The 24664-nt window shown below is 41.1% G+C and carries 12 protein-coding genes; all 12 read right to left on the reverse strand.

Annotated elements, in window-relative coordinates; all coding sequences use genetic code 11:
- Window positions 1–3 precede the first annotated feature (3 nt).
- A complete protein-coding gene (locus ACN0TV_RS06400) occupies window positions 4–2466 on the reverse strand; it encodes a pectate lyase family protein (RefSeq protein ID WP_417361243.1) in 2463 nt (820 codons plus the stop codon).
- Window positions 2463–4808, reverse strand: a complete 2346-nt coding sequence (locus ACN0TV_RS06405; protein WP_417361245.1) for a DUF5703 domain-containing protein — start codon at window positions 4806–4808, stop codon at window positions 2463–2465. Before ACN0TV_RS06405 ends, ACN0TV_RS06400 begins: the two co-directional genes overlap by 4 nt.
- An 8-nt stretch (window positions 4809–4816) precedes the next feature.
- Window positions 4817–6244 (reverse strand): sialate O-acetylesterase, encoded by a 1428-nt coding sequence (locus ACN0TV_RS06410; protein WP_417361246.1) that lies wholly within the window; start codon window positions 6242–6244, stop codon window positions 4817–4819.
- A 72-nt stretch (window positions 6245–6316) separates the two neighbouring features.
- Entirely contained in the window at window positions 6317–7594 is a 1278-nt protein-coding gene (locus tag ACN0TV_RS06415; protein WP_417361248.1) for a bile acid:sodium symporter family protein, read from the reverse strand.
- Window position 7595: 1 nt separating this feature from the next.
- The gene (locus ACN0TV_RS06420) at window positions 7596–8258 is read right to left on the reverse strand and encodes an aspartate/glutamate racemase family protein (protein ID WP_417361250.1); all 663 of its coding nucleotides are present in this window, start codon (window positions 8256–8258) and stop codon (window positions 7596–7598) included.
- Between the two features lie 14 nt (window positions 8259–8272).
- Window positions 8273–9652 carry a four-carbon acid sugar kinase family protein gene (locus ACN0TV_RS06425; RefSeq protein ID WP_417361252.1) on the reverse strand — a complete coding sequence of 460 codons (1380 nt, stop codon included), beginning with the start codon at window positions 9650–9652 and terminating at the stop codon, window positions 8273–8275.
- Window positions 9653–9660: 8 nt separating this feature from the next.
- Entirely contained in the window at window positions 9661–10917 is a 1257-nt protein-coding gene (locus tag ACN0TV_RS06430; protein ID WP_417361254.1) for a ribulose-bisphosphate carboxylase large subunit family protein, read from the reverse strand.
- A 71-nt stretch (window positions 10918–10988) separates the two neighbouring features.
- Window positions 10989–14390, reverse strand: coding sequence for a glycosyl hydrolase (locus tag ACN0TV_RS06435; RefSeq protein WP_417361255.1), 3402 nt, complete (start codon window positions 14388–14390; stop codon window positions 10989–10991).
- Window positions 14390–17686, reverse strand: coding sequence for a glycoside hydrolase family 2 TIM barrel-domain containing protein (locus ACN0TV_RS06440; RefSeq protein ID WP_417361257.1), 3297 nt, complete (start codon window positions 17684–17686; stop codon window positions 14390–14392). The genes ACN0TV_RS06435 and ACN0TV_RS06440 overlap by 1 nt, the downstream gene beginning before the upstream one ends.
- Window positions 17664–18800: a glycosylase gene (locus ACN0TV_RS06445; RefSeq protein WP_417361259.1), complete on the reverse strand. Its 1137-nt coding sequence runs from the start codon at window positions 18798–18800 to the stop codon at window positions 17664–17666. The genes ACN0TV_RS06440 and ACN0TV_RS06445 overlap by 23 nt, the downstream gene beginning before the upstream one ends.
- Window positions 18801–19229: 429 nt before the next feature.
- The gene (locus ACN0TV_RS06450; RefSeq protein WP_417361261.1) at window positions 19230–21182 is read right to left on the reverse strand and encodes a RagB/SusD family nutrient uptake outer membrane protein; all 1953 of its coding nucleotides are present in this window, start codon (window positions 21180–21182) and stop codon (window positions 19230–19232) included.
- Between the two features lie 19 nt (window positions 21183–21201).
- Window positions 21202–24549, reverse strand: coding sequence for a SusC/RagA family TonB-linked outer membrane protein (locus ACN0TV_RS06455; protein WP_417361263.1), 3348 nt, complete (start codon window positions 24547–24549; stop codon window positions 21202–21204).
- Between the last annotated feature and the right edge of the window lie 115 nt (window positions 24550–24664).

Raw genomic sequence — 24664 nt, forward strand, 5'->3', positions numbered from 1 at the left:
ATTTTATTCGTATACATAAATATTAACCAAGCGCTTCATACTGTCATCCTCGCCGTCCTTTACACTAACCTCAAAGGAATGAAAACCTTTTTCGATCGCTTTAAATTCAAAATTTTCCTGACTGAGAACCGCTTGTCCTTTTTCGATTTGATAGCTCACATCCTGGGTAAAGCCCTTAAAGAGCTCCTCAGCAGGGATGTTTAGCCGATCACCAACCCTCAAAATATAATGAGGCTCAGCCAACCAGTTCAGATAATCCTCCAGGGCAGTGAACCCATCTTTGTCCTTATCAGCATTGGAATCCGAGAAATCACCTGATTTAGAATTCACATTAAACCCTTTGGCTTCTTCCCACCAATTCGGAAGGCCATCGTGATCAGTATCCCAGTCTTCAGCGCGATGCTCTTCAGGATATTCTTCCCAACCACCGACATCCTTTTCGGTATCAATCATACCCCCAAGTTTACTAAGTTTTCCAGTATAGGTAAAGGTGCTATCTAAAGTTTCCTGAATAATCCTTTGATCATGCTCATCAAGTGGCCGATTGGAACCCACATTTGAAAGTACCCTTTTATAGGCTTCCCTGGCAGATTGTGTTTGAATATGAGAAGGAAAAAATGGCTGATCCACAAAGGTTTCATAATCGACCTTTTCATTATTGGAAATGGTTCTTTTTCTACCATCCTGTTGATTGGTCTGATCAAAATAACCGCCCATAACATTACCGTGAAAATAATACTGTTGTTTCCCAAGTCCCACTCCTTCGTGTTGTGCATTTAATGCATAGAAGAAGGTGGTCGCTGCACCGGGTTTGTAATAATTATTGACAAAATTAACCTGATTTGCTCCACCGTCGGTGGCGCGATGTCCCCAGTTGTAGACTACATTATTTCGAATATCCAACTTTCCGGTATAATAACCATTGCCGTTTAATCCTCCGCCCATGCTCCAGTTTCTACCAAAATTATGTGCCAATAAGTTATGATGAAAGCTTCCGATATCCCCACCAATGGTAGCGGCATACCCATGCATTTTACCATCCTGATACTTTGTATGACCTGCCACATTGAGCGCCTCGGAAATCAAAGTATTTTGCAGGGTAATATGGTGAGCTCCTCTGGAGCTAAAGGATTCATCAATGGTCCAGCTGATAGAACAGTGATCAATAATACTGTAATTCGCACCGGTTAGTCCCATACCATCATAGGTTCTGCCGGCACCAATACGAACCCTTAAAAACCGAATAATTCCATCATCACCGGTAAGTCCAATCGGAGCACGCGATACCGTAATTCCTTTTCCGGGGGCTGTTTGACCGGCAATAGTCACATATTTATCACCCACTACAAGTCTGGATTTTAAATCAATATTTCCGGAAACATTAAATACAATAGTACGCGGCCCTTTGACCTGCTCTACAGCATAGCGAAGACTCCCGGGACCACTATCTTTTAAATTGGTTACTTCCACCACCCGGCCACCTCGGCCTCCAATAGCAAATCTCCCGTAACCTTCTGCCCCGGGAAAAGCCAATTGTGCAGGCTTAAACGACCAAACTTTACCTCTGGTGAGTTCTCCCGATTGGTCCACCTGATCTACCCTCCAATAGTACGTACTGCCCGAATACAAATCAGAAACCTCGAATTGATTTCCTTGTTGCATTCCTTTAAAAATATCAGACGTCTTATCAGCAGCAGCAACATCAGATTTATCAGTACCGAAATACAAATATTGTTCTTTCATGTTCTTCGTTGATTCCCAACGGAGCATATAATTATCTTCGATTACCACGTGCTCATCCCCATTTTCGGGTTGCGGGCTATGCGCCTGGTTTAACATATTTTCACCATCCAATTCAAAACCGTTTAAAACCACTTTGCTATTAGAGATTCCGCTTGACGGATCCGCTTCAAATCGAATTTGAACTTCATCACCTTGCTCTACCTCGAACTTAAAATAAGCCATGGCTGAATTAATAGTAGCATCCGTTCTATTAGAAGGTTCCACGGTTTTAACCTTCGCATCATTTACATATATTGCCACAGGAGCGAACGATTTTGTCTCCGGGTTATCAAAGGTATTGTGGAAGGTCAGAAGGCTGTGCTTTCCGGGCTTCAAACCGGATATTGTCATCTGCAATGGTCCTTGACTAATCAAACCATCATTGACAAGCCTTGCATAAAACGGTGCCTGTACGCCGGTCTTATACCATCCAGACTCAATGGTTCCCGCAAACCCAATAGTGATGTCGTCAAAGGATTTTTCCAATTTATCTCCCTGTTCAGCGACCCAAGAAGTATACAGAGGATCATTAACCTCTGCCATACGCCTACCGGAAAAATCAAGATCAACCTTAAGGGTTTCAAACTGAGGTTCGGATTCAGGTGATTTACACCCGGTGGCAGACAGCAAAAATAGCAGTCCGACTCCAATTGTTAAATAATTCAATACAACTTTAAAGTTCATTTTTCAAAATTTAATTCCAGTTTATCTTCCATCGACATATCAAGAAGATTAATTATATCACCTTTTCTATGCTTAGGCTCAACCCTAAGCATCTTAACTTTTCCATTTTCAACTTTAACCTCCACTACTGTATTTGCCTTGGCATGAAGCTTAAAATGCACATCCCAATCTTTGGGCCAGGCCGGAAATATTAGTAGCTTTCCACCAGACTCCTGCAATAGCATCTCCTGTAAACCAATCATTCCCGATCCGCCCCAGTTGTGATCCGGAACCCAGTCAAAACCAGGTCCCCAAAAGCTGGGAAAACGGCGATTGGAATTCGCTAATTTTAACTTTACATATTTGGCAGCCTGCTCGGTCATTCCCATTCTGGCGGCGAAAATATTAGACTGTTTCCAGCCTACATGACTTCTAAATTTCTGTGCATCCGGATCATACTTCCACGTGTTCTGTGCAATTTCAAGATCAGGTTTTCCCAGTCCGTATATCCCCCAGGGATACACGGGATAAAGTTGTGGGACTTCTGTATTATTGATCCGCTCCCAACTCTTCGCGGGTGAGAGTACCTTATGCCCTTTAATTTGACGGTAACTCAGCGGAGGTATTCGATCTTTAAATTCCAATAAATATGTCCGTTTTTCCTCAGAAACCATCTGTTTTGGAAGATCCAATACCTTTTGAATAATCACATCAAGAGCAGCAATAGTCGCATTGGCATTGGTTGTCATTTTATAAGTTTCCGCTGCAGAACCGGGATAAAGAACTAGGTTTTTCTGCGCATCGAAGGTTCTAGCCCCCCTTTTATTAGCAAGATATTGGTAATGCTCATCAAAGAAACGCAACGAACTCATGACAAAATCGATATAGTCTTGTACGTCTTGCCCAGCGTAATAATATTGATCCAACATCATTTTACAAAACTCCAACACAGTATCCCATTGGTATTCCAACCAGGCATTATGTTGCATCCCCCGATCGTAATCCTTTGGACGATCCCAACTGTATTCTGAAGGATTGGGCAATCCGTAATTTTCAATTTGTTCTGTAAATGAAGCCCCTTGGTGACCCCAATATACTTTGGAACGTAATTCTGCGGTTTCAAGCATCCGCATATAAAACTTAAACTGAGATTTCATCATATCAAAATCTCCGCTCTTAAGCATAGGATAATACACCAAACGCTGATTCTGAGCGGTCATAGTTCCCCCACCCCAATTCCGAAAATCAGGGGTGAAAGTATAGGTGGAATCTACATAGTAAGGATCATAGGTAAAAAGCCCCCCATTAAACTTGGTCGGATACTCCCCATAAGCATTTGCACCCAGCATATAACGAAATAGCTGATAATTTTGTCCCAACTGATATATAGTATCTTTAACGTTAGACCCCGTTTTTTTAGTGTAAATGAAACTGCGGTTCCAAAAAGAATTCCACCAATCCACCGACTTTTTCTGATTGTCTTCAGAGGATCCATTATATTCTTTTACTTCAGCCATTAAATCATGCTTCCAACTAAGCAACTCCTCAGGCTGGCTGGTATAGAGCCGGACATTAATCTTATGTGACTTAGAAGGTTTTTTACTCTCCAGAGAATACCCTTTAAAATCAGTATCCCTATAGACACCTGTATAGGATCCCGATGGAGAAAAATTAGATGCGTGAATATAGCCTCCGAAGGTTAGCTGTTTTAAAGGATTCAGCATAGTATCCTTATAAGCTTCTAACCCTTGTTGTTTAACAACTACATCAAATACGGTATGATCTCGGTTGCGGTGATAGAACAGAATTCCGTCCTTTTCAAACTTAATGGTATCCGCATAGCTGATAATATCGCCCTGTGGTGCCCATTTATAAGAATTCGCATTGTTTGCTCGCCCCTTGACCTGTTTATCTTTATAACGCCAATTTTCATAAGAAAACTTAGCTTCTATTTTTTCTTTACTCGATACTTCAACATGAATTACCGGATGAAATACATCTACCCAAACATTGACCTGCACCCCATTTTGCTTGATTTTTATATAGCCGTCTTCCAGAACCAATTCCTGCTTAAATCCATCATTACCTACAAACGGATTAGGGCTCAATTCCAACTTTAACCGTCCTAATTTCAAAAAGGTATTGTGTTCATCAAAAGTCCCACTTTTAGAAAAATAAGCATAAACATTGCCTTCTTCCACCCATACATTCATACCGATATCGCCGCCGCCAACAGGCATGGATTCCCCACTGTTTTTACTCTGAGTTGTCCATTGCTGATTGTAATCTTTCAAGCCTGGCAATTGCCCATGCATAAGATTACCTATCAAAAATACTATGGCAAAAAGAAGTGTTTTCAACATTATTTTAATTACCAATTATCTGTTCTAAAGGAAGAAAGCGGTAATCCTCCTGTGCTGAACAGTTCAGCTTTTACAAAATCTTTAAACAAGTACCGCACCGCTACCGGTTTCTCCACTCTAGGTGAGGATAGTATTACAGACTTACGTCTTAAAAAAGCATTGGCGGGATAAAACACCTGGTTTTCCCCCGCAATTTCAAAACCTTTGATATTTTCCACCGTTGAAATTAAGCCATTAGGCACATTATCGAAAGATAGCGTCAATGAACTCCCTTTCACCTCCATTGCTTTAAATTCAGGACTCTGAAATTCAAAGCCCATTATACCATACGTTTTTGCCAATGCTAAATACCCCAAACGCTGTCCACCCACTTTCTTTTGTTTGGGATGTATATTGTATTGCTCTCCAATATCCATCAGCACTGCAATACCTGAATTTGGAATCTCGTGTGAAGCCTTTAATTGTGCTTCCCTCAGGTAAGCGGAATTGTATTTTTCCACAACGGTATCCGGTGTAAATACACGGTAATCAAAAGGTGCAATTTGCGCAAAATAAAAAGGAAATTCACCAAGTTCCCACTCGCTTCTCCACTGAGTAACCATAGTTTTAAACAAATCAAGGTATTGAAAAGGACGATCGTAATTCGATTCTCCCTGGTACCAAATTGCGCCTTTTATTCCATAACCGATAACCGGCGCCAACATCCCATTGTACAAGGCAGTAGCCGTGCGATTAGGTTCACCGATATCCTTTTGTTTTTTAGGTACTTCAATTTTTTTAAAATCCTGTAGCATTTCAGCGCTCATCCAAGCCTCTACGTTAGACCCTCCATAAGAAACATGAATCAATCCGACCGGTATATCGAGTACCTCCTGAAGTAAACTTCCAAAATACCATGCCGTGGCACTAAAGTTCGAGGTCACCTCAGGTACAGCCTCTTTCCACTGCCCCTGAAAATCATCATTAGGCTTTACCCTAGCATCTCTAGGGATGGTGATTAATCTGATTTGATCATTTTTAGAAACTACAATAGTCTCGTTACCCCCGGCTACCGGCTGACCCGGAAATCCTTTTAAGGGCATTTCCATATTCGATTGACCCGAACATAGCCAAACCTCGCCCACAAGTACGTTCTCCACAAGAAGTTTTTGATTGTTCTGAACAATGGAAATATTATAGGGTCCTCCAGCAACCGGAGTACTCACTTTAAGTTGCCATTTTCCAGATCGATCTGACTTGACCCTATAGACTTTACCGTCCCATGAAGTGGTCAACTGAAGTTCTGAATTAGGATCACCCCAACCCCAAACAGGAGCCTGAATATTTTGTTGAAGCACCATATGATCTGAAAATAAGGCAGGTAGCTTTAACTGGGCATTTAGTGTGATACTAAAAACAAAAGTCAGTAAGAAAAGTATCCGTTTGAATAACTTCATAAATTTTAAATTTGTTGGCATTAAAGATATCTATATGGTTTTCGGCTTCCATCCTGCACCTTCCAGCCGGCTTTAATTTTTATTTGGTTTCATCGGTCGCTTTCGCCAATAATTTGCTAAGATAGAACCTGAGATGTTCATCCATGGGCTAAAGACTGCTGCGGCCAAACCAAGAGTGGACAGTTTGCCCATCACTCCTGCTAATCCCGAGGCCATACCTCCATTTTGCATTCCAACCTCCAAAGCAACTGTCCTGGATGAGTTCTTATCCAATCCAAGCAAACGACTAATCCAATATCCAAAAGTATACCCCAGGGTATTGTGGAGTATTGCAGCCGCCAGCAAGAAAATTCCAATATTCATAAGGTTATCTCGGCTAGCCGCCGTTGTCACCACTGTAAAGTAAACAATGCCCACCATAGACATGAAAGGCATCCATTTCAATACGGTCGGCAACCATTTGTTAAGGTGATAAAACAAATAACCAAACAGTACTGCGCCTACAAGAAAATTAGCAAGAACGAGCAGTTCTAATGGAGTCTCCGCTAAACTTAAGGATAGAAAACTCCAAAACCAACTGGCACCAAACAACCAAACTGTCGCTCCAAGGGCTATAAATTTCATACCATTTCTAAATCCAATGGACCCCTTATTCAAGGCGTCAAACAACAATGCGGCTCCAATGGGAACTATGACAATTTTTATAATCTGAATACACATGGCCATAAAATCAATTTCCACGTAGGTTCCCGCTAACATTTTCATCCAGAACGGAGTCATTATAGGGGCAAACAAAGTAGCTACTGCGGTAAGGGTAATGGAAAGGGTTAAATTTGCCTTTGCCAGATAGGACATCACATTGGATGCCAGACCGCTGGAGCACGAACCGATAAGCACAACCCCTGCTGCAATCTCTGGAGTAAAAGAAAAGAAAACCGTCAACAGATATCCAAAAATCGGCATCAGGGTAAATTGACACAAGATTCCGACAACAACACCTTTTCCTAGGCTTCGAATTCTCTTAAAATCCTGAATACTCATTTGAGTACCCATTCCAAACATGACGATTTGTACAACGATTAAAATCAACCAGGGACTTTGAAGATCAAGCTCTCCCCATTGTAAAAAAGCTTTAGGATAAAGCATTCCGCAAACAATTGCAACAATGATCCAAGCCGTATACGCAAAGGTTTTTAGCGAGGGTACGCCCCCCAAACCAAGAGCGATACATACAGCGCACAAAACAGAAAGCGACGCTAAGAACTCGTTAAAGCCAACAAGCCAACAAACCACTGTGATCAGTAGCGTAGTGATCCCTAAGTATAAAATAATCCGATAGCCCTTTCCCATACTATAAGATTTCAGCAAGGTACTCCATAGCTATGGGTGGGCTCGCCAGGATTGGCACCCTTTTATCACTTGCTCCCAACTGGTCTACGACCCTTGCCATGGAAGCCTGAGCCAGAAGAATAACATCTACCTTATCGGACAAACCCTTCAAGGCTTCAGCCACAATCTGATCATGAATAGCAGCATCTCCTCCCATCAAAGCCTCAAAGGCGCCCTGGCAACATACAGAGAAAATCTCAATGTCTTTCCCCACTGCCTTAGCACGACGAGACACCAAGTCACTGGTAGGTTCAAGGGTCGTTTCCAAGGTTGCAATAACCCCTATCTTTGTACCTATTTTAACCGCCTTATCCGCCATCGGTCGATCCACTCGGAGTACCGGTATGGAAGTCAATAATTCTGAGGCCTCCACCGCAGGTCCTATAGAAGAACAGGTGACCATGATAAAGTCTGCACCGGCCTGTTCTGCAGAACCGATATAATCAGATACTCTTCTTGCCGTATCAGGGGTTAATTTATTTTGTTTAATTGTATTTTTAATCAAACTGTCATCTACGATATTAAAAATTTCAATATCCTTATCCCCTAAATACCTCGTTACCAATTCTTGAAAAATGGGTACCAATGTTGCTGAGGTATGGATTAATCCTAATTTTGTTCGCATACGATATGTATTTACTATTTACTTAAAATTCCTTGTTGGAGCGCCACGAAATAATCCTTTTCGCCAAGCTGCCCTCCTTTGAGATTTATTTCCATTCCATCTACAGCAGCGCCTTTTGCATAAACCCTGCAGAGTGGAGCGCCCTTGACCAAAGGTGCTATCATTTGAACTGCCTGAATACCCAGAGCCCTGGCCGTATAGCTAGAGGTATCCCCTCCCGCTATAATCAAACGTTTTAAAGGCATTTGCCTGAGCACCTCATCAGCGGTCTGTCCTAACAACTGTCCAAACCTTTTTGGAAGTTCGCTTTTACATCGTACAGCATCCCAGCCTAAATTTTGGGTGATGAGCTGAATCTGTTCGAGCCTTGGATCCTCCGGACCGCGAGCGGTATGAACAATCACACTTTTGCCTAGTTCTAGAAACTTGAGGACTTTGCCCGCATAACTTAAGGCCGAAGCCAAAAGATCATCCGACAAAAATTCAGGGGCAATAGCCACTTCTTCAAATCCTTGTTCAAGGGCATAATCGATCTGTCCGGCCGTAATGGGACTGACGCTACCACAAAGCACCAACATGGGCTTAGCTTGCTGCACTACAGACCAAATTGGGGTTTCCCCTAGTATATTTTCTTTCTGCCAATAATCTCCCAATGCCTGTTCCACTCCAGAAGATCCTACTGAAAACAATGGCTTTTTACCATCCATACAATTTTCCAATACAGCCCCTATTTTCTTCATTTGCCAGGAATATATGCCATCAAAAAAAACAACCTCACTTTCCTTAGATAGCTCCTGAAGCTTATTTAGAAGCTCAGGCAATGAATCTTCAAGATCACGAATATCAATAAGTCCCATTGAAAAATCCGCTTGTAAAGCCAGGTGATTTCTTAAATCGGCTTCCTTAGCAGGCGTTACCGGATGTTTGGACATAGAGGGATGCTGATCAATGCGATATACATCACCTTTGCTCCCAATACCCATTTGGGCAAAAAGTTGCCCAAAGATCACATAGCGTCCCAGATCAGGTGCTGCCACTACTATAGGGACAAAGCTATTTTCAAATTTCTTAAGCCCTTCTGTTATGGCAACGCCAATATTACCGATCTCCGGAGAGCTGTCAAAGGTTGAACACACCTTATAGTGTATATGCTTTGGACGTATAGCAGCTATTTTAGCAAAATCTTTTTCCAGAGTTTGCTGCATTTCCTCAGGTGGCATCGCTCTTGTCTTACCCGCGATTCCAATAGCATCAAGAACTCCAAAAGCCTCCAAGGCCTCGGGAGTAGGTGCTTCTAGAAAGAGCACAGTCTTGGCTCCAGCCCGAGTCATAAACTCCAAGGCATCTGTTGCTCCTGTAAAATCATCTCCGTAGAATACCAACTTTGGTTCCATAAACCGCTCTAACTTGTTTTTAGCTTTCCAAATTTAGCAACCAGGGCTGCAAATTCGGCACATTCATGTTCCGTTTCCTCAATGGTTTTACCCTGTACCGCACCTGACCATGCTTGTTGCAAAGCTCGAACACCGGCAGCAGGACCAAAGGGATGCGACATAATTCCTCCACCGGCCATATATAAAAGTTCGGTGGTTTTGGTGTGTTTATAGGTGTCAAATGCCTGAGCTCCCCACTGTCCGGAAGAAACTACCGGAAGTAATTTTCTGATTCCCAAAAATGGCTCGCTACAGGCCTTTATGGAACGGATGACAGAGGCATCAGATTCCCAAAATTTATTTCGTATTCCATTGACATGCAATTGATCAACACCTGCCAATCGCCATAACTTCGCATATGCAGGGAAGTTAATCCCAAGCAATGGATGGCGGTTTAACATCCCCCAACCATTTCTGTGCCCATGAATGGATAAGCCGCCCAGATCTGCTATCGCCTTTACACCAACCCATCCTACACTATTGATACTTAACATTGCGCAACTTCCTCCATGCTGAACCACCACATCATAATTTCGTTTCATGGTTTCCAAATCACCAGAGATATTAAAGGCATACATGACCTTTTTACCGGTTTTTTGTTGATGGTTCTTAATCACTTTCATCACCTGGCAAACTCTTTCCTCAAAAGGTGAATTAGCACTAGATGCCATGAGTTCATCATCCTTGATAAAATCGATACCGCCTTCTACTAAAACCTTGACTAAGTCGGCCGTTTGCTGCGGCGTAAAGCCAATACTAGGTTTGATAATGGTCCCGATCATAGGTTTTTGAGGGATGACGCCCGCTAATTCCTTAGTGGCTTTAGCCCCAAAAACAGGTCCCTTAAATTTAGACTTGTAATAATCGGGAAGATCGAAATCGTCCAATTTTAATCCTGTAAATTGTCTTAATTCATATAAATTGCCTTGTAAAGTGGCTATTAAGGTAGGAATATTATCCTGAAAGTTCTCCACAGACCAAGACACACTCACTCTAGCTCTTTTGTAGGAGGCATGTGGACTGGAATCTCCAGGCAAACTCGGTTGCTGGGCTTGTTCAAGAAGTTCTATATTTTCAACCCTGGCCGAAAAACGATCTTTCAGTGCTTGGGTTTCCCCTGGAATGTCAACAAAAGTTCCACTAGATTGTTCACCAGCCAATATGGCTGTAGCTTTGTCAAGATCGTATGGCGTTTCGATCAGGTAATGTGCAATAATTCTCTCCATAGCAAAATATTTAGGCTTCTGATGCGAAGTTCAAGCATTAGTACATAAAAGCTATCCTGCTCTTGCATGGACTACTCTGCTTTTTCTAATACAACGGGTCCTAAAAGACCTGCGGGTAACAATTCTTCGCCCTCCAATCGATAAGGAGCCGTCGTCCAGGTAGATCTTTCTTCCTCAGGTAACTTTTGATCCCCAATAAGTCGATTTCTCCAGGTGTTTGTGATTTTAATCTCCAAAGTGTTTTTACCTCTTTTCAAGGCCTTAGTGATATTGATCCTATGCGGAAAAGTCCACACCACACCAACTTTTTCACCATTTAAAAACACCTCAGCAATATCAGAAAAGTCCCCTAAGTTCAACCATACCCCCCGTGTGCTCCCACGATGTTTAAAGGTCTTTGCATAGGTCGCCGTTCCGGAATAATATTTAATACGATCATCCTTGTGAATACTCCAATCAAAAAGAGCATTAATTTTAAAAGTTTCCTTGGGTCCCTTAAATTCGGGATCAAATTGAAGTTCCCAATGAGAATCCAAGACTTTTTCTGATGTATAAGAAAGCCAGTTATTCCCGGAGGTACCCTTTGTATATTGAATAGTTCCTTTTAAGATGATAAACAGTGCCTGATTTTTAGCAAACTTCAATGGAATTTGAAGTCGATTATCTTTGACTTTCCATTGTTTTACACTGAAAAATTCATCGGTAACAGGATTGTACAAATAAGGCTGCTTTTCACTGATTCTCAGCGATACCTCAATCACTTGTTCTTCATTACTTTGATTGCTGATAAAATAAATATCTTCTTCACCACTGGTCCGATGTGTCCAAGCAAATTCTTCTGCGCCCTGGCGATCCAGTTCTGGAAACAATACATCCGGTTGAATTCCTATTTCCCTGAAGCTCTCCTTCATATAGGGCAGCTGAATTACGCTTCCCTTCCCAATAGTCCAGGAATTTGAATTCCTAGAATGAGTATTGGCTGAATAACCTTTCCAAATTTCATCTATGATATTTTGCCATTGTCTCTTATCCTCAGCAATTGTAAAACCAGTGCTTCTACTGGGTTTTTCCGCTACAAAAACTGTAGCACCGTCTTTTATAAGCTCTAACATCTTCTGCGCTACCTCAGTGGATACCATGGCATTGGGAGACATTTTACGACTCCCGGGAAACAACAACGCCTTATAACGGATATTACCTTTAAATTCAACAGCACCATCTACAACTTTAGCATGATCGAGCAAAACATCAGTGTTGAAAGAATCATATTTATAACCGTTTAAGCTGTTGATCCAATGATTTAAATCTGTTAGGTTTTTGGAATACCGCACTTCCTTTGGCATTCTAGCGGTAGGTTGTCCACTATTTTCCAGGCGTTTTTTTTCTGATGCGATACGCACCTCCCCGAAAACATTGGGAATAAAGGGCAGTAAACGATCTGGCAAAACAGATCTGGAAGGTACTTCTTCTCCACTAAAAACAGCCAAATCAATCACCGGGTTTCCGCGTTGCAATTGCTCCTGTACTCTTCTACCGTATTCCACCCAGGCCTCCCCTGGCTCCCACCAGGTTTGATCTCGTTGAAAATAGGTTCCTATACCATCCAGGGTCATGCCTGGTTTTCGATCCAGCCATGGATTGTGAACAAATACGTGGTAAAAGAATCGATTAATACCCAAGGCGTAATTTCTGTCCGCCATGGGTTTCAGCAATTCCGGATCTTCATCCCAATCCATTCGAAGTGCTGTAAAGGCCTCCGCCTGAATTATATTTTTTCCGTAAATATGTCCGCCGGAGATGGCGTCCAACATATCGTTTGGTTTATCATGGGTAGGACTTCGAAACCAAAATTCACCACCCGGAAAATCAACATATTTAAAATGCATAAGCGCATCACTAACCATTGTAGGCGCCACATTTTCAGAACTAAATTTCACCCCGAGCTTACCAGCCTCCGCTGCCATGGTACCAAAAAAATTGTCCACGATTAATTCAGAGATCGTTTGGCGCACATCGTGCAAAATTTGCTCAGATGCCTTTACACTCTCCAGCGGAACTCCTGCCATTACGGGCAAGTAGTCTATGAGATCATAGCCTCTTCTATTTTTAAATTCTAAAGGGAATACCGAGCTCCAATTTTGGCTACCAGCCTCCCAGCTGTCGATATGAAGAATGCGAAGTACTTCCGGTACGCGGTTAGCTCCAGCCACCTCTACAGATTTTCCAAACCACTGTTCAAACTGGTATTTTACCAGTTCAGGATCAAACTTATCCACCTCTAATCCCTTTCCCCCACCGCCGGTTTCATTTTCCTGTCCGGTTGAGGTATGTCCAAAGCGCATGATTCTCCAATTCCCATTAGGAGCATTCCAATGCAAAACACCATTTTGATCCATAAACGAACTAAGATTCACTATTGACTCCTTTGAAATAATATCCTGCGGCACTATACCGGAAGTCTGTGGACTAATCCGCCATACTCTACCGGATTTGCCCTGGTAGTTATCAATAATGGCCTGATTGGAAAGTATAATGTTACTTACCTTTAAAGACTGCTTCCATTTAGCCGCATCCAAATCCTCAGCACCGGGTTCACTTCCCTCGGGATCATATTCAAAACGAAAAAATTTAGCACGAACAGGCGTCATACTATGAGCATAAGCAATTCCTGAGTCCTGCCAACCATGTCGAGGTGCTGTCAGACGACCAAGGTCTTTAAAATTCTTCCCATCATCGCTGACCAAAATTCGCAGTCGCTGTGCCTGGTAGTTAACGCCTTTGGACGCTATTGAAATCGATTTACACAGAAATGGCTCCCGGAATTCATACTGAACCCAACCCTTTTCTGATAATTTAAATTCATCATCATGATTTGCGCCTGCCAAAAAGGAGGCATCAATAGTATCTTTTGAAGTTGTTACTATGGGTGTTTTGTTCTGGGTCGTCAGTTCCATATTTTTTTGTGGAATGGCAAATACCGCAATATCTTTGTAATAGCCCTCCAAACTTTCAGGTTGAACAAGGGGCATTTTTAATGACGCTCCACCCTCAACCAGCGTATCTGACCACACTAACTTTTGCATGGATTGTTCAGGCTTAATCCAGGGACCTCCTGCCACTGCAAAACCATCTGCGGCATGCATGGCAATTTTCAGTCCTAATCGATCAGCTTCTGCAATAGCAAAATCCACCAGTTCCCACCACTGATCACTGAGTTGGAGAATTGGAGGATCAATCAGCGGTGGATCCGTCGGTCCTTTTACGGACATGAGATACGCACCCGCAATACCTACTTTTTTCATGGCCTCCAAATCAGCAGTAATGCCCTCTTTAGAATACGCGGAATGCATCCAATACCAGTACACCCATGGTTTAGAATTTTCATAAGCCTCGGACTCTGTCTGTTGAGAAAACAAGCACTGGGAACCCAACATCAGGGTTATTATGAATAACTGCAACACCTTTTTAAACATCAATAACCAATTTTTTTAAGCGTCTTTTGAAGATCCGTCTTTAAATAGGGGATCAAGTAAAAACTATAATTATAATCCCCTGCAGGAATTTGATATTTTTCTAAAGGTTGGCTCACATCAGACCAGCTATCGTTTCCGCCAACACCCATTTGAATTAGATCAATATTCAAGGTAATAAAACCTGGATTCTTTAAATCATAAGTATGCTTGGCCTGATTCAGGTTTTCTTCAGTATATGGCCAGGCACTCATACTGAGCGGTTTTTGAGCACTTACCACCGCTAACCCATTAGCCTTCTTCTGATCTGTCAAGGCCATCCACCGTACCTGGGTACGGTTCCCGTTTTCCTGAGGCATGGCATAAGGCTCTATAAAATCTTGGATGGCTAAAGAATACGTCCCAATAGGGAAACCATGATTTTTATCCACATAGTTCTCTAAAAGTCCCTTTCCATACCAATTGATATAGTCATACTGCTCATTAACCCCCAATTGCATACCGACTTTTGGAATATTGGGAAGTCCTTTATCAGCGACAAGGCTATAATTAACCTGAACAACGGCATCCGAATAAATACGATAATTCACATCCACCGTTGCACTGTCTTTAATCACTTCATAGCTGGAGGTAATCTCAATTCCTTTCGGGGTTTGAATGTGCTTAAAATTCAACAACTTAGGATCAGCAGTATACCACGGCTTTAATTTTTCATGAGGCTTCCAACCCTTTTGGTCATTATCGGTTAGAGGCCTGGTAAAATTAAGTTTTAGAGGCGCAAATATTTGTTCGTCGCCTTTAAATTTATACGAGATCAACACCCCGCTTTTTTGATCAAAAGAAACTTCAAAATCTTTTCCGTGAACCACCAGAGCTTGATTGGTTTTTTCCAACTTCAGATCTTTAGATTTAGCTGCATCGTGAATGATTTGGGGTTTTTGCTGCAACACAAACTGATCCATGGCTATCACATAAGCCTTTTTAGCCCATGGTTTATCTTCTGAGAGTCTAAATTCAATATTTAAAAGATATTCAGCATCTGATTTAAATTTAGGTAAAAAAGATGAAAAAGAAATCTCTGTTTCCGCTCCCGGAGCAACCTCCACAGGTGCTATCTTTTTTTCCTTGACCACTATTCCATCTTCTAACAAGACCAAAAACGCATCATAGACTGCCAAGGATTGTACACTATTTCGGTTTTTAATCTGCAGTCGTTCACCGGAAATCAATGTACTTAATGCCGGTTGATACACCCATTTATTCTCATAGATGGCTGATTTAGGTCTGCCATCGGCAGCCACTATTCCATTTATACTAAAATTGCCATCATGTCGTTTCTCTCCAAAATCACCGCCATAAGCCAAAAACTCCTGTCCGGTTTTAAGGTCCGTTTTATAGAATGCCTGATCCTTAAAATCCCAGATACAACCACCTATAACGCGATCTAAACTCCTGAACTCATCCCAGAGCTCCTTGAGGTTTCCAGTAGAGTTCCCCATAGAATGGGAATATTCCACAAAAATAATGGGTCTGGTATCGGCTTTTTGATCCACTAAAAATTTAGGAGTAAATACCCCGGGATAAAACCGACTCACCATATCGACATAAGGTTCGTCTTGTGGATTTTCAAAACGGTGCGCATGATCTACAGTCTTTGGATAACCCTTGTCTAATGGATCTAAATATCCATCCAACCTCGGATTCCCCTGTGCAGGTTCATAATGAATAGGTCGTGTAATATCAAAACGATGTCCCCAACCTGCCATAGCGGCAAATGCAGGACCATTTCCAGCCTCATTGCCCATACTCCAAAACACAATACTAGGGTGATTCTTATCGCGCTCAATCATTCGCGTAAAACGCTGCATATGCGCATGAACCCATCTGGAATCATTTGCTAGTTTACCTCCCAAACCATGCGTTTCGAGATTGGCCTCATCCATGACCATGAGTCCGTACTGATCACAAAGCTCATAAAAATAAGGATCATTAGGATAATGACTCGTACGTATTAAATTGAAATTAAATTTTTTTATGGTTTTTACATCTTCCTCTATATCCGCTCTACTTAAAGCTTTTCCTTTTCTTGGATGATGATCATGTCTGTTCACCCCATAGACATAGGTCTCTTTACCGTTAATTAACAGTTTTCCATTCTCTTTGGAAAACTCAATATTCCGAAAACCAATTTTGGAAGATTTCACCTCGGTAATGTCACCTTGAGGATCTTTGAGTACCAACACCATTGTATATAGATTAGGCGTTTCCGCACTCCATTTTTCAGGATTGGAAATGTCTTTTTCAAAAAACCCGAAACGCACATTATCCAATCTGGGATAATCCTCGTTAATAATCTCCGCAACTGCGGTGTCCATGGCTTTCTCAAACAAAGGTTTGTTGTATTTATCGTACAGCTGTACCTCCAACTGATAACCACTTATGGTATCACCGGTGAGGTTTTCCACCTCCGGTCGAAGCTGAAACAACGCATCTTTATACTTGTCATCTAATTTGGCTTGATAGAAGTAATCTTCAATATGAAGTTTGGGCTCTGCCATTATAAAAACCTCACGCTGAATACCGCTGAGCCTCCATTGATCCTGATCTTCCAAATAAGAACCATCACTCCAACGCATCACTTGCACAGAAAGTAAATTTTCACCTGGCTTTAAATATGGTGTAATATTAAATTCAGCCGGAAGATAACTATCTTCACTATAGCCTAAGAACTCACCATTCAACCACACTTTAAAAGCCGAGCTTACCGCTCCAAAATGCAAGGTTACAATCTGATTGTCCCAGTCCTTTGGAACTTCAAATTTTCGTTGATACGAACCCACACCGTTAGTATCTTTTGGCACTAGGGGAGGATTGACAGGTCTAAAAGGGTATACTGCGCTTTTATAAATCGGAATATCATAGCCCTTTAATTCCCAATTGGAAGGTACTTCAATTTTATCCCAGTTTTTAACCGCTTGTTTAAAGAAATTTTTTGGAGCCGAACTTAAGTTCACGCTATACTTAAAATCCCATTGGCCGTTAAGCATTTTAATACGGCTTTTGGAACGATCCCCTTCCAGGGCATCTTCAATGTTTTTGTAGGAATACGAGGTCACCCTTGCAGGCTCTCTATTTATACTATTTACCAAGGGATCTTCCCAAGGGTTAGCCTGGTAGATTTCTGGTAGTTTAGGTATGCCGGCAGGCTCCCCGGTAACGGTTTGCCCGCTTATTGGCATACTTAAACAACAACCTACTAAAACTAACAATAAAAAATCAATTCTCTTCTTTCTTTTCATCGGGTGCTACAAAATCTAATTTACTTTTACCGAGATCCTTAGAAGTGGCCACGGCAATCCCTCTTTGGAACTCCTCATTAACAGCACAGTAAAAATGATAAACCACACCATCGTGTTTCACCACAAAAGACTTATGTGCAAATACTTCATCATAGGGCTCAGAAGGTGCAATCAAATCTTCACCTTCCCAATCCGTCCAATGAATTAAATCATTCGATACTGCAAATCGGTTAAAAGCTCCATCTTTCCAGAATGCCCCAAAATAAAACATAACCCAGGTATCATTAATACGCTGAATATAAGGATCCCCGGTAATGCCGGTATGGTGATTTAATAAAGCATCATCGCCATAACGCTTCCAATTTTTCATATCATCAGATACCGCCATGGCGATACGCTCTGCTCCGCGACCAGGGTTAATACTGTCCCCTCTTGCATTGTAATACATAATAAATTCATGACCTGTTTCGCCTTGAAAATCTCGAATCACCGTTTCTTTATACATGGTACTATTATCATACCATGCCACATCATCATCCTTGGGCGTTAACACAGGTTTATCCAAACGCACAAGCTCATGAGGATAGATCGGCAAACTATCCGAATATGCCATCCCTATTGAAAGTACCCCGGCTTCATAGCCTTTGCTATCACCCCCAAAATAACTCATCCAATACTTATTATCATAAGTAGTCCACTCATAACTACCACCCCAGGTGGGATCTTGCAATGCAATATAACCTGCCTTTTGATTTCGATCCCAAAGCGTGCTATCCTCTGAAAAAGACATTAACTTTCCTAAATATTCCCAATCCAATAGATTAGAACTTTTGGCTAACCAAGTTTCATATCCCCTACCATCAAAAATCAAATAGGTCATATACCAGCTATCACCGTGTTTAAAAACACTTGGGCAATCTAATTTGTAAGAGTTGTCCTCCGGAACCATAACCAACCCATATTTATGAGGCGTTTTAATTTCCTGATAAATTTCTTCCATAACCTCGGGGGTAATATCTCGCTTAACTAGCTGTTTCTTATCTGGTGTTTTAGCGCAACAAGCCAATAAAACCACAAGGGAAATCTGCAGAATATAGTATGGTATAATTTTCATTTTAGTTTAGAAATTAAGCGTATCATATCAAAGCAATTACAAACTGTTTTACTTGTAGTGCAATTTAATGCAACTTCCCATTACCGCCGTCCTGTACTTACTTGGATGCTAATGAAAGTTATAGAAAAAAGAAAGAAAACTAAAGGCCTAAAAGGCCTTTAAGCCCATACCCAACTCGTAATCAAATCATTGGGAGACACATCTTTAATTCAAAGCTTTAAATGAGCATTGTCAAGTCAAAAAAATATTTTAAAATTCCACATTTTATAAACATTAAAGCAGGTCTTACCAAGCTAACTACAACATAAAGGGGTAGTATTTTAAACTTCGGTAACGAGCATTTATACGCACACTGACAACACAAAACAAACACCCACAATTAGAAAATCTAAGAGCAGGTGTTAAGCATATTCTGAATTCGTAATTCAATTATTCTCGATAATCAAAAGTACCTTGGCCTCCACTGGCATCTAACCATCCAATGGTTTGTTTTAACCAAGTGTTCTGAGTTAAAACACTAGCATTTAAGCCCATAATATAATAATGCTGTTTCCAATCAATTTGAGCGGGTTCCCCATTAACGTTATCCATAGGCGTTGGCAATTCTTCCAATTCAAAATTAGAACTATAAAGTGCCGCTAAGCTCTGTAATTGCGTTTGAAAATCATCTCTATCCGGATCAACAACGATTCCTTCGCGACTATCCGCCAACGGATCCTCACTATCCACTACCTCGGTATATTGTAAGTAATGCCCGGTACGTTGAGTCCCATTAAGAGGAGTTAAACCAAGTTTCGCACATGTCGTATTTCCTTGAGCAGGATCATCATTAAAAAGCATCCAACGTTGAATGTCCCAAAAACGTTTTCCTTCATAAGCCAATTCAACACTACGCTCATACAAACATGCCTCAAAAGCATCAAATTTATCAGACAGGGTGCCTACACCATAATTATTTGCTGATGGTATCCCTACCCTACTTCTCACTTTACCGATATAAGCTTGACAGCTTGAAATATCCCCTACACCTGCATAGGCTTCCGCGATAGTCAACAATAACTCTGCATATCGGTATTCAAAAATATCGGTGCCTGAATATTCGTAACTACTTTCACTAGTGATTTCAGTATTTGTCATCTTACGAACAAAGGCAGGGCTTGATACCTGATTGTTGTCACTGTATTGGATTTCACCGCTGCTATCCAACCAACGGTAAGTCCAAACAGTAGACTCCGGATCTTCACTATAGCCCCAATGGCTGCCGGAAAATGCAAATGTTCTGTAAAAGCGAGGATCGCGATTTAGAAAGAATAGAAAATCATCATAGCCGTTTGCAGCCGTAGGTCTTGAACCATCAGCCATCGGAAATAAATCAATCATCTCTTTAGGAGCTTCTTGTCCCCCTCCGCCGTTCTGGCTGCTTAAACGTATATTTCCTTCCCACGAATTATGCAAATAACTCCCGGTATCTCCATCTCCTAAAAGTTGAACAGTAATGGCCTCAGAGCAAAATGAGTTATCAATGGTAAACATTTCTTCCCAGTCACTCGCAGAATTTCCATACAAGCCGTAACCATCAACCATCAATTGATTTTCTGCTTCTAACCCTGCTTGCAAGGCTAGCTGCCAGCGCTCATTACTCTCCCAACTCTTATTAAACAGTGGGCTTGCATAGGTCAATAGAACCCTTGCTTTTTGAGCAAGTGCAGCTCCTCTTGTAAAACGACCGTATTGGCCCTCCCAATTCCCGGGTAATAAACTTGCCGCCATATCCAAATCCTCAACGATCTGATTCACAACCTCAGAAACACTTGCTCGAGGCAATCGAATAGATTCATCTTCAAGAGATGGTTTCTGAATCTCAGTTACCAAGGGAACACCTCCGTAGACGCGCATCAAATCAAAATATTGAATTGCGCGTAAATAGTAAGCCTGACCTTTGGCGTGATTTCTGTACTCCTCATCAAGTTCCGCTCCCTTCACATCGATTTCTTCAATCAAAGAATTACAATCTCTAATTCTTCCATAGGGCTCGTTTTTAATCTTATTTTCGAGTTTGGTACCGTAATAACCGGAAGCATCTTCGGCATTTACCAAATTAAGCGTAGGATTGATTAAATCTGTCATACCCCCGATTTCTTGAGTCATCCTTGAATAGTCGCTGGTATAGTTTCCGACTAAATTAGACAAAGGAGAAGTATATCCTTGGAAGTAATCGTAATATAAATTATTTAAATACCAGTCAACACGTTCCTCGCTTTGATAAAACGTATCATCATACTGGCCATAGTTTGTTTTTTCTTCTAAAAAGTCATCGCTACAGGAAACACTAATACCCAATAGCACTAGAATTCCGTAAAATATGTTAAACCTCATTTTCATAATCGACATTGAATTTAAGTTAGAATGATACATTTAAATTAATTGACCAACTTCTAAGTGTAGGATAGCCCACATAAGAATTATCATACATGTTTCGGTATTGATCAGGATAAGGGTTATAAAAATCCCAAAGATTATATCCCGTGATACCTATCGATGCATTTTGAATGTTCAACTGAGATAAAACCTCATCAGAAAAGCTATAGCCGATGGACATACTTTTGACTGAAGCGCGAAAAGTATCCAACATCCAAAAATCTGATGGCCTGCCAATTTGATCATAATAGGCCAGATTCGGGTATCTACCATCTACATTATCATCAGGGTCATACATGTCAGACCAATAACTTTCATGTGACCACATATTGTGAGAAGAAGAAGTTCCTTGTTTAACAATATCAATCATTCGCACTCCACCCCAAGAAGATGAGATTTGAGTTTTAAAATAAACCCCCTTGTAATTCATTCCCAAATTAGTGGTAAAACCATAAGATTTGTTTCTGTCCACTAATTTTACATAATCCAAATTTTCAGCAATTTGACCGTCCGGCCCTGCCTGATCTCCTGTTTCACTATCAAATTGACCGCCCACGTCATTGTAAGCCAACATTCCTTTCTGCAGTCCGTCAATAGAATTGATATCAAAATACATCGGCTCAACACCTGCCTGAGCCGCACGATCACTTAAATAATTCCAATAGTTTTGAAGGTCACTATCCGTACGAAGAATGCCATCGCCGGAAGAGGTTCCTTTCCAGGTTTCAAATCCCCAAGCTGGGAATATCAAGGAAGAACCTTGCTGGGTAATATTATAAGATGGATGTTTGAGTTCTTGCTCTGGATATTTTTTAACTTTATTATCCGAAAAACCAAAGTTTACGCCTACGTTATAACTAAAGCCATCTTTTATATTATCTCTCCAATTCACACTAAATTCTGCTCCCCAAGCATCAATAGAAGCATAATTTTCTTCCGCAAATCCACCTCCAACAGAAATCGGCACATCAACAGTACTGGCCATATTGGTCAACATGTCCGTTGTGCTGTCATAATAAAAATCTGTAGTCAATTGAAGCCTGCTGTCTAATACAGCCAGATCTATACCGGTATTGTATTTAATAGTAGTATCCCATCCCACATTTCTATTGGGATTTACCTTAGGTGATAAACCACCGCCGAGTTCACCTCCGTTTTCTCCAAACTGAAACCCTTTATCGGTATAAATATCATAGTATTGTACCCAACGCCAAGGCTGGATGTTATCTTTTCCGGTTTTACCAACGGAATAACGGATCTTTAAGAAATCTAACCAAGAAGAATTAAACCAATCCTCTTTGGTCACTATCCAACCCAATTGGAGCGAAGGAAAAAAGCCCCAATAGTTTTCAGGAGCGAACTTTGTAGAGGCGTCGCTACGAAACAAAAGTTGTAGTAAATACTTTGATTTATAGCTGTAACTTACCCTTCCTAAATACGAAAGCGTTCCAGACTCTCCCTTATAAGCCGTAGAATTATCAGATAACTCTCCGGCAGTTTGATTAGTCCCTAAATAATCTTCTGAGGTGTTCTCATAGGCTAATCGCGTACTTTTGTAACTAGATTCTGAACGCTCTACTGAGGCCATTGCATCAATGTCGTGATCGCCAAAAGTATTGGAATAAACAGCAAAGAGATTGGCTTGTGTACTCTTACTTTTAAAGTTACTGTAATACACCCTTGAGTTTCGTCGATTCATCTCTATCTTGTAATCAGAGTCCTCTGCGGCACTCGCAAGATGGCGTCCTTCGCTGTTATAGTTTTTGATTCGAGCGAGTTCATAAGGCAGCTGAATTTGTTCTGTATAGGAATTTGCTTCATTTCTAGAAAAGGTTCCTTTTATAGACAAGCCTTTAACAAACGGCACATTATAATTCAAAGACGCATTCACATTAAAGGAGTTCTCTTCCTCAATTTGTTTAGACCCGTTATTTAGAGTAGCAAAATAGTTCCAACCTGCAATTGTACGATTAGAATTTGCACTTTGTAAATTACGGTCCGTTCGAGGGAATGGTGACATCCAATACTGCTGATCACCTACAGTAGTCTGCCATGGGATATATCTGGGCATATGCAATAAATAACCGTAATCGGCTTGTTCTCCAGAGCTTTTAGCCTTAGAACCATAACTGCTATCATTAATATTAGCAGCTGCTTTGGTAAATGACTTCTCAACTTCCCCTGAGATACCTGATAATGAAACAGACAAGTCAAAAGCATCAGCAATTTTTGCATTAACCCCAGTTCGAAAGTTCCATTTGTTATAATCCTGATCACCGAGGTTGGCGCCTTGTGTAAAATAAGTAGCCCCTGCGAAATAAGTCACATTATCACTTCCTCCACTCACATTAAGAGAATGTCGCTGCTGAACCGCAACATGCCAGGCATTATCCAACCAATTATAATCGAGACTTCTCATCTCTTGTAATTCATCGGTAGAAAACAAGTTGGCTCCGTCATTATCCCTATTATCAGCTTTTAAAAATCTATTATGCCACACCCCAAACTCATATGCATCTAAGGTTTTACTATGGCTAATAGCATCGTTAATAGAAGATTGATTGTAATAGGTGAATTTCATTTTCCCCGGCTTCCCTCGTTTGGTCTTTACAACAACCGCCCCTTGAGAGGCACGGGCACCATAAATGGCTGCTGAGGCATCTTTTAAAACTGTTATACTTTCTATTTCGGAAGGATCTAATTGATTAAATGTATCTAGGGTTGGCAATCCAGTTATAGGATCCACCTGAATCATATCATCAATTACTATAAGCGGAAGTGTGGTATTGCCATCCTTGGAAAAACCAAAGGTTTGACGAATTTTAATAGCTCCACCATCTCCAGGGCGCCCTGAACCATCAGAGACAGATAGACCTGGAATCTGACCGACCAAAGAAGCGGATAAATTAGACACGGGTAAGTCTTGAATGTCATCAAGATCAATAGTGGCGATTGCCCCCGTTAAATCTTCCCTTATCTGACTCCCGTAACCTATGACCACTACATCATCGAGTCTTTCGCTAGTCTGATTTAAAGTAACATCTACAACTACATTAGATCCGTTGAAGGTGATTTCCCTGGTTTCCATTCCGATAAATGAGAAATGGAGTACTTCACCCGGGCGAACTTCTACAGTATAATTACCGTCAAAATCTGTAACCACACCTCGGCTCTTTTCTTTTATAATCACGTTAACGCCGGGAATCCCAATACCGTTTTCATCGATTATAGTTCCTGTTACTGTCTTGTAATCCTCTTGCGAATATCCAATAGCCGCATAGAGTAATACCAAAAACAGTACAGTCCATTTTTTTGAAGTTAATTGATTCATTTAAATTTTAGTTTTTGATTTATAAATTAGTCTAGTTTAATAATCCATGTTATAAATCAGATCAACGCAATCGTTGTAGTACAAAAACGGTCGCACCCACAAATCCTTCGGCTCC

The organism is Galbibacter sp., from assembly GCF_048266365.1.
Classification (GTDB): domain Bacteria; phylum Bacteroidota; class Bacteroidia; order Flavobacteriales; family Flavobacteriaceae; genus Galbibacter.